Source organism: Yokenella regensburgei (genome assembly GCF_003634235.1).
In the GTDB taxonomy this organism is placed as follows: Bacteria; Pseudomonadota; Gammaproteobacteria; order Enterobacterales; family Enterobacteriaceae; genus Yokenella; species Yokenella regensburgei.
Genome location: NZ_RBIZ01000003.1, coordinates 172716 through 186380, shown reverse-complemented (window position 1 = coordinate 186380; position 13665 = coordinate 172716). Strand labels below are relative to the sequence as shown.

Genomic DNA, 13665 nt, shown 5'->3' with positions numbered 1-13665 from the left:
AAAAAACCCCCGACAGGCGGGGGTTCAGGAATAATTAGAAACAGCCATTTGCTGTCAGGCGTTGGCGTCTTTGACTTCGCGAATGCGATCCTGATATTCGCGCAGCTTCTGCGGGGTCATCATCCGGCGCTGGTCGTCAAGCACCACACCACCCACTTCATCGGCAATATACTGGGCCGACTGCAGCATCAGCTTAAAGTTTTGCAGCTCGTCGCCATAGGACGGCACCTGCATAAAGATGGTGATGCCAGGCGTTGCCATATCCGGCATGTTTTCCGGATCAAACGTTCCTGGTTTCACCATGTTGGCCAGGCTAAACAGAGCCGGGCCGCTGCCGTCCGGGCTGAGATGACGATGGAAAATGTTCATATCGCCAAACTTGAACCCGGCCTGCTGAATACTATTGAGCAGCAGTTCGCCGTTGATCTGAGAACCCTGATGCGCAGCAACGTTCATCACAATGACCGTCTCTTTGCGCACTTTTTTCTCTTCGACAACCGGAGCTGGCTCTTCTGCCACCGGCTTAGGCTCCACCGCAGGCTCTGCTGGCTGGAAGACCGGCTGCTCAGTAACGGGCTGCGCGGCGGCGGGTTGCTGAGGCTGCTGGTGCACAACAGGCTCATGAACCGGCGCAGGTTCTACCGCAGGCTGCGGCTGGACCGGCGGCTGTGATTGCACAGGCTGCTGGCGTACCGGCGGCGTCTGCGGCTGAGGTGGCTGACGCGGCGGTTCCTCATGACGCACAGGCTGTTGCACCTGACGCTCATAAGGTGGCTGATACTGGTGTTGAGGAGCCTGGCGAGGGGCTTCATGCTCCCCGTGAGCGGATCCCTGGGCGTGATTAACCCGGTGAACGCGAACTTCACCTACGCCTTCAGCTTCGTCATCAAAGCCTTCAGCATCAGACTCATCGTCGTCACGCTGTGACTTCATGCGTTTTAGCGGGCGATCGCGGAACATAGAAGAACGTTCTTTACGGCTGGTCCAGAAACCATGAACCAACAGTGCGATTATGGCGATCGCGCCAACTACGATTAATATCAGACGCAAATCCTGCATCATTATATTCTCTGTTGTTCTAACACCTTGCCACCACGGCAAACATTTACTCACTAAGAGTATTTGCCGTTTACCTCAAGTGCAAGTGCGCGGGTGGATTTCACCGCATAAAGATGAGCTAAATCGTGCTTTTTGCTGCTTTTTCGAACATTTCCGAACTGGTCATTCCCGGACAACCGGATAAGATAGACAAGCATTTCCCCGGGCTTTGTTAAAAGGAGCATCACCCGACCATGGTTTCAACTTCCACAACTGCCCCGCGTAGCGGTGTGTATTATTTTTCTCAGGGCTGGAAACTGATCCGCCTGCCGGGTCTTCGTCGGTATGTGGTTATGCCACTGCTGGTCAATATTCTGCTGATGGGCGGCGCCTTCTGGTGGCTCTTCAGCCAGCTTGGTAGCTGGATCCCCGCTATGATGGGGCATGTCCCGGACTGGCTGCAATGGCTCAGCTATCTGCTATGGCCGGTTGCCGTCATTTCCGTTTTGCTGGTGTTTGGCTATTTCTTTTCCACCATTGCGAACATTATTGCGGCCCCGTTCAGCGGCCTGCTGGCAGAACAGCTTGAAGCCCGCCTCACCGGTGCCACTCCGCCGGATGTGGGCGTGTTTGGATTAATGAAAGACGTGCCGCGCATTATGCTGCGCGAATGCCAGAAACTGGCGTGGTATCTGCCGCGAGCGATAGTCCTGCTGCTGCTCTACTTCATCCCTGGTATTGGCCAGACCGTCGCTCCGGTGGTGTGGTTCCTGTTCAGCGCCTGGATGATGACCATTCAGTATTGTGATTTACCTTTTGATAACCATAAGGTGCCGTTCAAAACCATGCGTGAAGCGCTGCGCACCCGCAAAGTCACCAGCCTGCAGTTTGGCGCACTGACTAACCTTATCACCATGATCCCCTTCGTGAATCTGGTGATCCTGCCGGTGTCAGTCTGTGGCGCAACCGCCATGTGGGTAGATTGTTACCGCGATAAACACGCGACGTGGAAATAAGCGTAAAAGTGGGTAAATAAGGGGTGGCTATCGCCTCCCCTTATTCCATACTGATAACCATTATTTCACAACAGCATATAGATATGCGAAAACCTTACTTCCGCATATTCCCTGAGCAGGTATGCTGATGTGGTTCCCAAATTTCATACAGTTAAGGACGGGCTATGAGTAAGATTTATGAAGACAACTCGCTAACAATCGGTCATACGCCGCTGGTTCGACTGAACCGAATCGGTAATGGACGCATTCTGGCAAAGGTGGAATCCCGCAACCCGAGCTTCAGCGTCAAATGCCGTATCGGTGCCAATATGATTTGGGATGCCGAAAAACGTGGCGTGCTGAAACCGGGCGTTGAGCTGGTTGAGCCCACCAGCGGTAACACCGGTATCGCTCTGGCGTACGTCGCTGCCGCACGCGGCTATAAGCTGACGCTGACCATGCCAGAAACCATGAGCATCGAGCGCCGTAAGCTGTTAAAAGCGCTGGGTGCGAACCTGGTGCTGACTGAAGGCGCAAAAGGGATGAAGGGTGCCATCCAGAAAGCGGAAGAAATTGTCGCCAGCAATCCGGAAAAATACCTGCTGCTGCAACAGTTCAGCAACCCGGCGAACCCTGAGATCCACGAGAAAACCACCGGCCCGGAAATCTGGGAAGATACCGACGGCCAGGTTGATGTCTTTATCTCGGGTGTCGGCACCGGCGGTACCCTGACCGGCGTCTCTCGCTATATAAAAGGCACAAAAGGTAAAAAAGACCTGATTACCGTTGCGGTTGAACCTACCGATTCTCCGGTTATCGCCCAGGCACTGGCAGGTGTTGAACTGAAACCCGGTCCGCATAAAATCCAGGGTATTGGCGCGGGCTTTATCCCAGGCAACCTTGATCTGAAGCTGGTCGACAAAGTCGTCGCCATCACCAACGATGAAGCTATCTCTACCGCTCGTCGCCTGATGGAAGAGGAAGGTATTCTGGCGGGGATCTCCTCCGGCGCTGCCGTTGCGGCCGCGCTGAAGCTGCAGGAAGATGAGGCCTTTACCAATAAGAATATTGTGGTTATCCTACCGTCTTCGGGTGAGCGCTATTTGAGCACTGCACTGTTTGCCGATCTCTTCACCGAGAAGGAATTGCAACAGTAGTGCCAGAGTGTCAAGAATGCGTAAAAAAGCACCCAAACGGGTGCTTTTTTGTGGTGCACTTCAAACTTTTACCCCCCCTGCCATTGCTTCCCCTGCGTGGGTCTGGTATTTAACCAACACATTTATTTTGAAGCGCGAAATTATTCATTGCACGATTTACGCTAGCTGAATCGATTTTATGATTTGGTTCAAGTCTTGCTTTCACGGCATAATGTTTAATGACGAACGCAACGTCACTGGCCAGAAGTGCCTGCCAGGATTGCATAAGACGTTTTTGTCGCGATCGTAAACGCCGGCGCTAACTATACAGGCTAAAGTCAAACCGCCAGGCTAGACTTTAGTTCCACAACACTAAACCTATAAGTTGGGGAAATATAATGTTCCAGCAAGAAGTTACCATTACTGCACCGAACGGTCTGCACACCCGCCCTGCTGCTCAGTTTGTTAAAGAAGCGAAAGGCTTCACTTCTGAGATCACTGTCACCTCCAACGGTAAAAGCGCCAGCGCTAAAAGCCTGTTCAAACTGCAGACTCTGGGTCTGACTCAGGGCACCGTGGTTACCATTTCTGCTGAAGGCGAAGACGAGCAGAAAGCAGTTGAGCATCTGGTCAAACTGATGGCTGAACTCGAGTAAGCTCAAGAGTTCTTTACCCTAAGTAATTCAAGCTGCAGGAAGGCCAAAGCGCATGCAGCTTGAAGTATGACGGGTATTTTCAATATCAGTCACAAGTAAGGTAGGGTTATGATTTCAGGCATTTTAGCATCCCCGGGTATCGCTTTCGGCAAGGCACTGCTGCTGAAAGAAGACGAAATCGTCATTGACCGGAAAAAAATTTCTGCCGACAAGGTTGATCAGGAAGTTGAACGTTTTCTGAGTGGCCGTGCTAAGGCATCTGCGCAACTGGAAGCGATCAAAACTAAAGCTGGTGAAACTTTCGGCGAAGAAAAAGAAGCCATCTTCGAAGGGCATATCATGCTGCTGGAAGATGAGGAGCTGGAGCAGGAAATCATAGCCCTGATTAAAGATAAGAACATGACTGCTGATGCAGCAGCGCATGAGATTATCGAAGGTCAGGCCACAGCCCTGGAAGAGCTGGACGATGAATACCTGAAAGAGCGTGCGGCTGACGTACGTGACATCGGTAAACGTCTGCTGCGTAACATCCTCGGTCTGGCTATCATCGATCTGAGCGCAATTCAGAGCGAAGTTATACTGGTTGCCGCCGATCTGACCCCGTCTGAAACCGCACAGCTGAACCTGAAAAAGGTGCTGGGTTTCATCACCGACGCGGGTGGCCGTACTTCCCACACCTCCATCATGGCGCGCTCCCTTGAGCTGCCAGCGATTGTGGGTACCGGTAGCGTCACCTCTCAGGTGAAAAACGACGACTATCTGATTCTGGATGCCGTAAACAACGTGGTTTACGTCAACCCAACTAACGAAGAAATCGACAAACTGCGTGCCGTTCAGGAGCAGGTTGCGACAGAGAAAGCCGAACTGGCGAAGCTGAAAGATCTGCCGGCTATCACTCTCGATGGTCATCAGGTTGAAGTCTGCGCCAACATCGGTACCGTTCGCGATGTTGAAGGTGCAGAGCGCAATGGCGCCGAAGGTGTCGGCCTGTACCGTACCGAATTCCTGTTCATGGACCGTGACGCGCTGCCAACTGAAGAAGAGCAGTTTGCTGCGTACAAAGCCGTTGCTGAAGCCTGCGGCTCTCAGGCGGTCATCGTCCGTACCATGGACATCGGCGGCGACAAAGAGCTGCCGTACATGAACTTCCCGAAAGAAGAGAACCCGTTCCTCGGCTGGCGTGCGATTCGTATCGCCATGGATCGTAAAGAGATCCTCCGCGATCAGGTTCGCGCTATCCTGCGTGCCTCTGCTTTCGGTAAACTGCGCATCATGTTCCCGATGATCATCTCTGTTGAAGAAGTACGCGCACTGCGTAAAGAGATCGAAGGTTACAAGCAAGAACTGCGCGACGAAGGTAAAGCTTTTGACGAGACTATCGAGATTGGCGTGATGGTGGAAACACCGGCTGCGGCAACCATCGCTCGTCATTTAGCCAAAGAAGTTGACTTCTTTAGTATCGGAACCAATGATTTAACGCAGTACACTCTGGCAGTTGACCGTGGTAATGATATGATCTCACATCTCTACCAGCCGATGTCACCTTCTGTCCTCACGCTGATTAAGCAAGTTATTGATGCTTCTCACGCTGAAGGCAAGTGGACCGGTATGTGTGGTGAGCTTGCAGGTGACGAACGTGCTACACTTCTGTTGCTGGGTATGGGTCTGGACGAATTCTCTATGAGCGCCATTTCCATTCCACGCATTAAGAAGATTATCCGTAACACGAACTTCGAAGATGCGAAGGTGTTAGCAGAGCAGGCTCTTGCTCAACCGACAACGGACGAGTTAATGACGCTGGTTAACAAGTTCATTGAAGAAAAAACAATCTGCTAATCCACGAGATGTGACCCAATTTTACTGCTTAGGAGAAGATCATGGGTTTGTTCGATAAACTGAAATCTCTGGTTTCTGATGACAAGAAAGACACAGGAACCATTGAGATTGTTGCACCGCTTTCTGGTGAAATCGTCAATATCGAAGACGTGCCGGATGTTGTGTTTGCTGAAAAAATCGTTGGTGACGGTATTGCTATCAAACCAACCGGCAACAAAATGGTTGCTCCGGTTGAAGGCACCATCGGCAAAATTTTTGAAACCAACCATGCGTTCTCTATCGAGTCTGACAGCGGCATTGAGCTGTTTGTCCACTTCGGTATTGATACCGTTGAACTGAAAGGCGAAGGCTTCAAGCGTATCGCTGAAGAAGGTCAGCGTGTGAAAGTCGGTGACACGGTTATCGAATTCGACCTGCCACTGCTGGAAGAGAAAGCCAAGTCTACCCTGACTCCGGTGGTTATCTCCAACATGGATGAGATCAAAGAGCTCATCAAACTGTCCGGCAGCGTTACCGTGGGTGAAACCCCGGTTATCCGTATTAAGAAGTAAATTCTTTTTGCTTCACAGCAATAAAAATGGCGCCTGCGGGCGCCATTTTCGTTTCACAGAGCCGGCAATATCAGCTCGTCATAACCTTTTTCAAGGGTATAGCGCATCACCGTAACAACGCGGTCACCCGCCGCCTGCACGGCCTCCGGCAGCGTTTTCCCCTGCACAATGCCGCTCACCAGCTCAGAGCAGAACAGATCGCCCGTCCCCTTAAGCTCAGCCTCAACGCGCGGATAGCTGCTGATATCAACGCTTTCTGCAGTAACCAGCACAACGTGAATATCGCGGGTGCCATCATCAACCGGCGCGCTGGTGATAGCGACCCACTTCAGGGTGTCAGAAAGCAGGCTCTTCGCTGCCGCAACGGCAGAATCCACATCACGACAGGATTTACCGCTCAGGACTTCAAGCTCGAATACGTTTGGAGTGATCCCCTGCGCCTGCGGCAACAGCAGCTCGCGGTAAGCATCAGGTAATTCTGGTTTTACGTAGATGCCGCTGTCGGTGTCGCCAATCACCGGGTCAACCATAATCCACAGCTGCGGGTGCTTCTCGCGCTGCTCTGTCAGCCACTGCGCCAGGATCTTAATCTGGCTCGCCGTGCCCATATAACCGGTAGTGACGGCCTTCAGCTCACGCAGTGCGTCACGATCGTCCAGCGCCTTCAGATAGCCGCTAAACCACTCGTCCGGGATAACCCCACCGTAGAAGGTGTCGTAATGCGGTGTATTGCTGAACAGCACCGTGGGTACCGCCAGCACGTTGAGATGATGCTGACGGATGTTCGGCACCGCTACGCTATTCCCTACGCTGCCATATACAACCTGCGACTGCACGGCGACGATGTCCGCCTGCTGCGCGCGAGTTTTGTCGCGAAATAAGATCATTTCCATGATAGTTAAATACCTGCCCCCTGGCTGTAACTCTCTTCACCAAACACGCCGGTCGACAGATAACGATCGCCCCTGTCACAGATAATCGCTACCACAACCGCGCCGGGGTGCGCTGCGGCTACTCTCAGCGCTCCGGCGACTGCGCCGCCTGAACTCACGCCGCAGAAGATCCCTTCGCGTACCGCCAGCTCACGCATGGTATTTTCCGCTTCTCGCTGATGAATATCCAGTACCTGGTCCACAAGTGCGGCATTGAAGATGCCAGGCATATAGGCCTGCGGCCAGCGGCGAATGCCCGGAATACTGCTCCCCTCTTCCGGCTGCAGACCCACAATGGTCACTGGCTTTACCTGCTCACGCATAAAGCGCGCCACGCCGGTAATCGTGCCGGTAGTCCCCATGCTGGAGACAAAATGGCTGATACGCCCTTCGGTCTGGCGCCAGATTTCCGGGCCAGTGGTGGTGTAATGGGCATAAGGGTTGTCTGAATTATTAAACTGATCGAGCAGTTTGCCTTCACCGCGCTGTGCCATCGCCAGCGCGAGGTCACGCGCCCCTTCCATCCCCTGTTCTTTGGTCACCAGAATCAACTCGGCACCGTAGGCACGCATCGCAGCCCGGCGCTCCTGACTCATGTTGTCCGGCATCAGGAGCTTCATACGATAACCTTTGAGGGCAGCAATCATGGCGAGCGCGATCCCGGTGTTGCCGCTGGTCGCTTCAATTAATACATCGCCGGGGGTTATCTCGCCGCGCTTCTCGGCTTCAACGATCATGGAGAGCGCCGCCCTGTCTTTTACCGATCCTGCCGGATTATTGCCTTCCAGTTTGAGCCAAATTTCGCTGCCGTTATCGGGCCCCATGCGCTGGAGCCTGACCAGAGGAGTATTACCGATGGTTTGTTCTAATGTGTTCACGATTTTTACTCAATAAAAAAGCCGGGTAGCGCGCAGCGATCCCGGCCAATAAACATACTTAATAACCTATCAGGCAGATTCCGCCAGAGCAAGATTCACCTGCGTTTCGATCCGATCGTTGCCATCATAAAGACGCGCGTTTTGTAACCCGACGAACAGACGCTCGCCACGCTTAGGCGCATCATCACCGCGCATCACCACGGTCAGCGGATCGTCATACCAGCCCAGCGGCTGCACCACCAGCTGGGTATAGTGCCCTTTCGGACTGGCTTCAATAACCTGTACCGGCAGCGGTGAATCCAGGCTGGTGCGACGGCTGACGTCGACCTCCCACGGGCGTAGAAACAGATCGACCGGCCCCTGATGTACCGGGGTATAGCCCAGCGGCCAACGGTGCGCGCCTACGTGGAATTGACCACCGCGAACCACGCCCTTCAGGCGGTTGACCTCGCCCATGAACTCCAGCACGAAGCGGGTGGCCGGTTCGCGCCAGACCTGCTCAGGCTCATCGGCCTGCTCAATACTCCCCTGGCTCATCACCACCACGCGGTTGGCCACCTCCAGCGCTTCTTCCTGGTCGTGGGTCACAAACACGCTGGTGAATTTCAGCTCTTCATGCAGCTGACGCAGCCAGCGGCGCAGCTCTTTACGCACCTGAGCATCAAGCGCGCCGAAAGGCTCATCCAGCAGTAAAATTTGCGGCTCTACCGCCAGCGCGCGAGCCAGTGCCACGCGCTGCTTCTGCCCCCCTGAGAGCTGTGCCGGAAAACGATCGGCAAGATGCGCTAATTGCACCATCTCCAGTAGCTTTGTCACCTTCGCTTTGATTTCAGCGCTCGACGGACGTTCACGACGTGGGAGCACGGTCAGGCCAAAGGCGATGTTGTCGAAGACCGTCATATGGCGGAACAGCGCATAATGCTGGAACACGAAGCCGACTTTGCGATCGCGCGCGTGCAGACGGCTGACGTCGGTGCCGTGAAAACGAATTTGCCCGCTGGTCTGATGTTCCAGCCCGGCGATAATACGCAGCAGCGTGGTTTTACCGGAACCTGACGGCCCCAGCAGCGCCACCATCTGACCCGATGGAATATCGAGGGAGATATCATTCAGCACCTGGGTGCGACCAAAAGATTTTTTAATACTGGCAATCTCAATGCTCATGATGTTTCTCCTGTTGCGCGCGCTTTTCCTGATTCTCCAGGCGCCACTGCAACATACTCTTTAAAAACAGGGTCACTATAGCCATTAACGTCAGCAGGGCCGCGGCGGTGAAAGCGCCAACGGTGTTGTAGTCCTGCTCGAGTAACTCAATCTGCAGCGGCAACGACAGCGTTTCACCGCGAATCGAACCGGATACCACCGAGACGGCACCAAACTCGCCAATTGCGCGGGCGTTGGTCAGCACGACACCGTACAGCAGCGCCCAGCGAATGTTCGGCAGCGTCACCCGGCGGAACATCTGCCAGCCGGAGGCACCGAGCAGCACCGCGGCTTCGTCTTCGTTGCTACCCTGGCTCAGCATCACCGGCACCAGCTCGCGCACCACAAACGGACAGGTGACGAAGATAGTCGCCAGCACCATGCCCGGCCAGGCAAACATAATCTGCAGGTTGTGCTCATCCAGCCAGCCGCCGAGCGGACCGTTAGAGCCATAAAACAGCAGATATACCAGCCCCGCCACCACCGGCGAGACGGCAAACGGAATATCGAGCAGGGTCAGCAGCAGCTGGCGCCCGGGGAAGTTGAAGCGGGTCACCAGCCACGCCAGCAGCGTGCCGAACACCAGGTTAACCGGCACCGTAATCAGCGCAATCATCAGCGTCAGCCAGATAGCGTGGAGCATGTCCGAATCCGCCAGATTGTGCAGCACCGGCATCAGCCCTTTGCTGAAGGCCTGAACGAAGATGTAGATCATCGGCACCAGCAGGATAAACGCCGAAACCAGCATCCCGGTGCCTATCAGAAACCATTTTCCCCAGTTGATGCGGGGGGCGTCATAGCGCTTCAATTGCGTAACTTCTGCCATCAGTGACCTACCACGCGTCGACCAAAGCGACTTTGCAGGGTGTTAATCGAGAACAACAGCAGCAACGACGCACCGAGAATAACCGACGCAATCGCGCTCGCCGCCGGATAGTCAAACTCCTGCAGACGTACAAAAATCATCAAAGAAGTCACTTCCGTTTTCCAGGCGATGTTGCCGGCGATGAAAATCACCGCGCCAAACTCCCCAAGGCTGCGGGTGAACGACAGCGCAATGCCCGCCAGCAGCGCCGGAGAGAGCTCCGGCAGCACCACCTTGCGGAAACTTTGCAGACGGGTCGCCCCAAGGGTTTCCGCCGCTTCTTCATATTCCGGGCCTAACTCTTCCAGCACCGGCTGCACGGTACGCACCACGAACGGGATGCTGGTAAAAGCCATCGCTACCGCGATCCCAAGCCAGGTGTAGGTGACCTTGATATCAAACTTCGCCAGCCACTCGCCGTAAAAACCGTTCACTGAGAACAGCGACGCCAGCGTCAGGCCCGCCACCGCCGTTGGCAGGGCGAACGGCAGATCCATCAGTGCATCCAGCAGGGTACGCCCCGGAAAACGATAGCGGGTTAAGATCCACGCCATCAGCAGGCCAAACACACCGTTGAAAATGGATGCCACAAACGCCGAGAGCAACGTCACCTTATAAGCCGCCACCACCTGCGGGTTGGCAATTACGTCCCAGTACTGCGCCCAGGTCATCTGAGAGAGCTGCATAACCAGTGCGCTGAGCGGTAGCAGCAGGATCAGACAGACAAACAGCAGGCTGGTGCCGAGGCTCAGGGTGAAGCCCGGCAGCACGCGCCGGGATGAGACAGCAAACATTACTTACGCCCCGCCGCCAACAGTTTGTCCAGCTCGCCGCCGCTGACAAAGTGAGTTTTCATCACTTCCGGCCATGCGCCGAATTTATCTTCCACGCGGAACAGTTCGGTCTGCGGGAACTTGTCTTTCAGCTTGTCCATCACCTGCGGGTTATTCACGCGATAGTAATAATCGGTGATGATGGTCTGCGCCTGCGGACTGTAGAGATAGTTCAGATATGCCTTCGCCGCTTTTTCTGTGCCGTTGGCCTTCACGTTTTTATCCACCCACGCCACCGGGAACTCGGCGAGAATATTGACCTTCGGTACCACCACTTCAAAGCCCAGGTCTTCATACTGCTTACGAATGTTGTTCACTTCCGATTCGAAGGTGATGAGCACATCGCCCAGCCCGCGTTCAACGAAGGTCGTCGTCGCCCCGCGTCCGCCGGTATCAAACACTTCGACGTTTTTCAGGAACTGGGTCATGAACTGTTCGGTTTTGGCTTTGTCGCCGCCGTCGGCTTTATCTGCCGCGCCCCATGCCGCCAGATAGGTATAGCGTGCGTTACCGGAGGTTTTCGGATTCGGGAAAATCAGCTTCACGTCCGGACGTACCAGATCATTCCAGTCGTGGATATTCTTCGGGTTGCCCTTACGCACCAGGAACGCCATGGTCGAATAGAACGGCGAGCTGTTGTTCGGCAGACGGCTCTGCCAGTCGGCCGGAATGAGCTTACCTTTATCGTGCAGAATTTGTACGTCGGTCACCTGGTTATAGGTCACCACGTCAGCTTTCAGGCCCTGCAGAATCGCCAGCGCCTGCTTCGAGGAGCCCGCATGAGACTGTTTGATAGCGAGCTTGTCACCGCCGTTTTCCTGCGCCCACTGCTGCTCAAACGGCGGATTCAGGGCGGCAAACAGCTCACGGGACACGTCGTAAGAGCTATTGAGTAACTCCGTCGCCTGCGCCTGGGCTGTCAGCAGCACCAGCGCACCCAGCGCCAGATATCCTTTTTTCAGTGTTTTTACCCCGGCCATTGCGCACCCTTATATCAATATGATGATTCGATGTTCATCATATTTATAACCAGGGTTAAAGCTGTAACGGTTTTATATACCGTTTGGTGATTTGGAAGTTGAAAAGAGAATAAGAAAACCGGCCAGCATCTGGAAAGCCGCTCGCAATCTGCAAAAATAACATTCCCGCCACGCTATTTTCGATTTTTTCTCCACATACGACCTGGTATAAACGCATCTGACGGATCCAAAAACGATTGAATACGTACCTCGTACGCATTACTATCATAATGTCATGGAGACAGACGTACATGATGAAATACCTTTCATTTATTGAAACTCCACTCTTCTCTCGTGATCGCCACTCTGTTATGGAAGAAGATGAATTTCAGGAGCTGCAATCTTACCTGCTTGAACATCATGAACATGGTTACGTTATTGCGGGCACCGGCGGTTGCCAAAAAATTCGTTGGAGCCGTAGAAACGTAGTAGGTAAGCGGGGCGGAATTAGGGTTATTTACTACGTAAGACTCTGCAGTGAAAAGATTTATCTGTTAATGGTCTATCCAAAAAATGTAAAAGACGACTTAACAGAGAAAGAGAAACAGGCTATCGCGAAGGTCATTCACACTCTGAGATAAGCCACCAGCCATTGACTTGATGCAATGAGGATAGATTTATGCAAGATTCATTCTTTGACGACCTGTTAACCAGCGTAAATCAGATGGCTGCAATCGAAAAAGGCGACGTTCAGCCTGCGGCAGAGCAGATACATCATCATGCTATTCCGGATGTCAAAAAACTGCGTACCAGTATGGGAATGAAGCAAGCTGAATTCGCAAAGGCCGTCGGCGCGAGTGTCGGCCTGGTTCAGTCCTGGGAGCTTCATCGTAGGATCCCCACCGGGATAGCATTGAAGGTACTAAACGTACTCGAAAAAGAGCCGCGTTTTATCGAAGTACTGAAAGCGGTTTAGCGACCCTCGTTAATCCTGACAACAATCCGCTAGTGCTTGCGCGAGAGCACCTGGATTTTCCCATGACATAGAGTGCCCACAATTCGGCAACACATGTGTGGGAACGCCCTGTTCTTGTATGAAAGAAAAATCTTTATCGGGCAAAGAGCGCTCTGCGAACACAACGTGTTTAGCCACCTCCAGTGCAAAAAATTTATCCAGCCAATTATTACCAGCCACCAGGCTGGCCGCCCCACGCCAGATAGCCCAGGGAGCATCAGCGGCAAGACTGCCCGCCCAAGGGCTGTTCTCCTGAGTAATCATATCTCGCCATATGTCAGTTACGAAGGTTGCTTCATCGTGGCGGAAAATCTCACTACTGAAAAATCCTCCACCAGGATGAAAATTAGGCTCTGAGACAATCAATCCTTTCAGGCCATTACCAAGCAATTCGGCAGCTTCAATGCTAATGCTTCCACCCATGCTGTGACCGTACAAAAAGTATTGCGGTAATTGCAAATGAATGATCAGCTCCACCACAACTCGTGCCTGCTCTGTAATGGTGTAGCTATATTGCTGCGGCTTTTCGCTATAACCACAGCCGGGTAAATCAAGAAGAATGGCACGCCGATCACCGAATGCGGGGTTCGTCACCACACACGGATACTCGTATGAAGAAGCGCAACCTAGCCCATGGACAAACACCAGTGGAGTGCCATGCCCCGGCAAATCCATCCAACGTACTCGGCAGTTTGCCGTGTCTGAAAAGAAAGAGTCCAAAATTTACTGTCCCACAGTGGTATAAAGGGAGAACAAAAATGACATACG

General features: G+C 53.5%; 15 protein-coding genes. 7 read left to right on the top strand and 8 right to left on the bottom strand.

Annotated elements, in window-relative coordinates; translation table 11 throughout:
• Window positions 1-54: 54 nt before the first annotated feature.
• A complete protein-coding gene (zipA, locus tag C7387_RS00940) occupies window positions 55-1062 on the bottom strand; it encodes a cell division protein ZipA (protein ID WP_006821054.1) in 1008 nt (335 codons plus the stop codon).
• 230 nt (window positions 1063-1292) lie between these two features.
• Here zipA and cysZ point away from each other — a divergent pair, with 230 nt between their 5' ends.
• From cysZ to crr, 5 genes are all read left to right on the top strand, one after another.
• A complete protein-coding gene (cysZ, locus tag C7387_RS00935; RefSeq protein WP_038254830.1) occupies window positions 1293-2054 on the top strand; it encodes a sulfate transporter CysZ in 762 nt (253 codons plus the stop codon).
• A 164-nt stretch (window positions 2055-2218) separates the two neighbouring features.
• A complete protein-coding gene (gene cysK, locus C7387_RS00930; RefSeq protein ID WP_120815860.1) occupies window positions 2219-3190 on the top strand; it encodes a cysteine synthase A in 972 nt (323 codons plus the stop codon).
• A 377-nt stretch (window positions 3191-3567) separates the two neighbouring features.
• A complete protein-coding gene (gene ptsH, locus C7387_RS00925; RefSeq protein ID WP_000487600.1) occupies window positions 3568-3825 on the top strand; it encodes a phosphocarrier protein Hpr in 258 nt (85 codons plus the stop codon).
• A 108-nt stretch (window positions 3826-3933) separates the two neighbouring features.
• A complete protein-coding gene (gene ptsI, locus C7387_RS00920) occupies window positions 3934-5661 on the top strand; it encodes a phosphoenolpyruvate-protein phosphotransferase PtsI (protein ID WP_006821059.1) in 1728 nt (575 codons plus the stop codon).
• 41 nt (window positions 5662-5702) lie between these two features.
• A complete protein-coding gene (gene crr, locus C7387_RS00915) occupies window positions 5703-6212 on the top strand; it encodes a PTS glucose transporter subunit IIA (protein ID WP_006821060.1) in 510 nt (169 codons plus the stop codon).
• A 53-nt stretch (window positions 6213-6265) separates the two neighbouring features.
• On the opposite strand, the gene pdxK is transcribed toward crr, so the two are convergent.
• The 6 genes from pdxK to C7387_RS00885 form a co-directional block, all read right to left on the bottom strand.
• Window positions 6266-7105, bottom strand: a complete 840-nt coding sequence (gene pdxK / locus C7387_RS00910) for a pyridoxine/pyridoxal/pyridoxamine kinase (protein WP_120815859.1) — start codon at window positions 7103-7105, stop codon at window positions 6266-6268.
• Window positions 7106-7110: 5 nt separating this feature from the next.
• On the bottom strand, window positions 7111-8022 hold the full coding sequence (gene cysM, locus C7387_RS00905; RefSeq protein ID WP_120815858.1) for a cysteine synthase CysM: 912 nt from the start codon (window positions 8020-8022) through the stop codon (window positions 7111-7113).
• Between the two features lie 69 nt (window positions 8023-8091).
• A complete protein-coding gene (cysA, locus tag C7387_RS00900; protein WP_120815857.1) occupies window positions 8092-9186 on the bottom strand; it encodes a sulfate/thiosulfate ABC transporter ATP-binding protein CysA in 1095 nt (364 codons plus the stop codon).
• Complete coding sequence (gene cysW / locus C7387_RS00895; protein WP_006821064.1) at window positions 9176-10051, bottom strand: sulfate/thiosulfate ABC transporter permease CysW; 876 nt, start codon at window positions 10049-10051, stop codon at window positions 9176-9178. Before cysW ends, cysA begins: the two co-directional genes overlap by 11 nt.
• The gene (cysT, locus tag C7387_RS00890) at window positions 10051-10884 is read right to left on the bottom strand and encodes a sulfate/thiosulfate ABC transporter permease CysT (protein ID WP_006821065.1); all 834 of its coding nucleotides are present in this window, start codon (window positions 10882-10884) and stop codon (window positions 10051-10053) included. The genes cysW and cysT overlap by 1 nt, the downstream gene beginning before the upstream one ends.
• On the bottom strand, window positions 10884-11903 hold the full coding sequence (locus tag C7387_RS00885) for a sulfate ABC transporter substrate-binding protein (protein WP_120815856.1): 1020 nt from the start codon (window positions 11901-11903) through the stop codon (window positions 10884-10886). The genes cysT and C7387_RS00885 overlap by 1 nt, the downstream gene beginning before the upstream one ends.
• 290 nt (window positions 11904-12193) lie before the next feature.
• Here C7387_RS00885 and C7387_RS00875 point away from each other — a divergent pair, with 290 nt between their 5' ends.
• Both C7387_RS00875 and nadS read left to right on the top strand, forming a co-directional pair.
• Window positions 12194-12523 (top strand): type II toxin-antitoxin system RelE/ParE family toxin, encoded by a 330-nt coding sequence (locus C7387_RS00875; RefSeq protein ID WP_006821068.1) that lies wholly within the window; start codon window positions 12194-12196, stop codon window positions 12521-12523.
• Window positions 12524-12561: 38 nt separating this feature from the next.
• Window positions 12562-12858 carry a NadS family protein gene (nadS, locus tag C7387_RS00870; RefSeq protein ID WP_006821069.1) on the top strand — a complete coding sequence of 99 codons (297 nt, stop codon included), beginning with the start codon at window positions 12562-12564 and terminating at the stop codon, window positions 12856-12858.
• Between the two features lie 9 nt (window positions 12859-12867).
• Here nadS and C7387_RS00865 read toward each other — a convergent pair whose 3' ends face one another.
• A complete protein-coding gene (locus tag C7387_RS00865) occupies window positions 12868-13617 on the bottom strand; it encodes an alpha/beta fold hydrolase (RefSeq protein WP_040903798.1) in 750 nt (249 codons plus the stop codon).
• Between the last annotated feature and the right edge of the window lie 48 nt (window positions 13618-13665).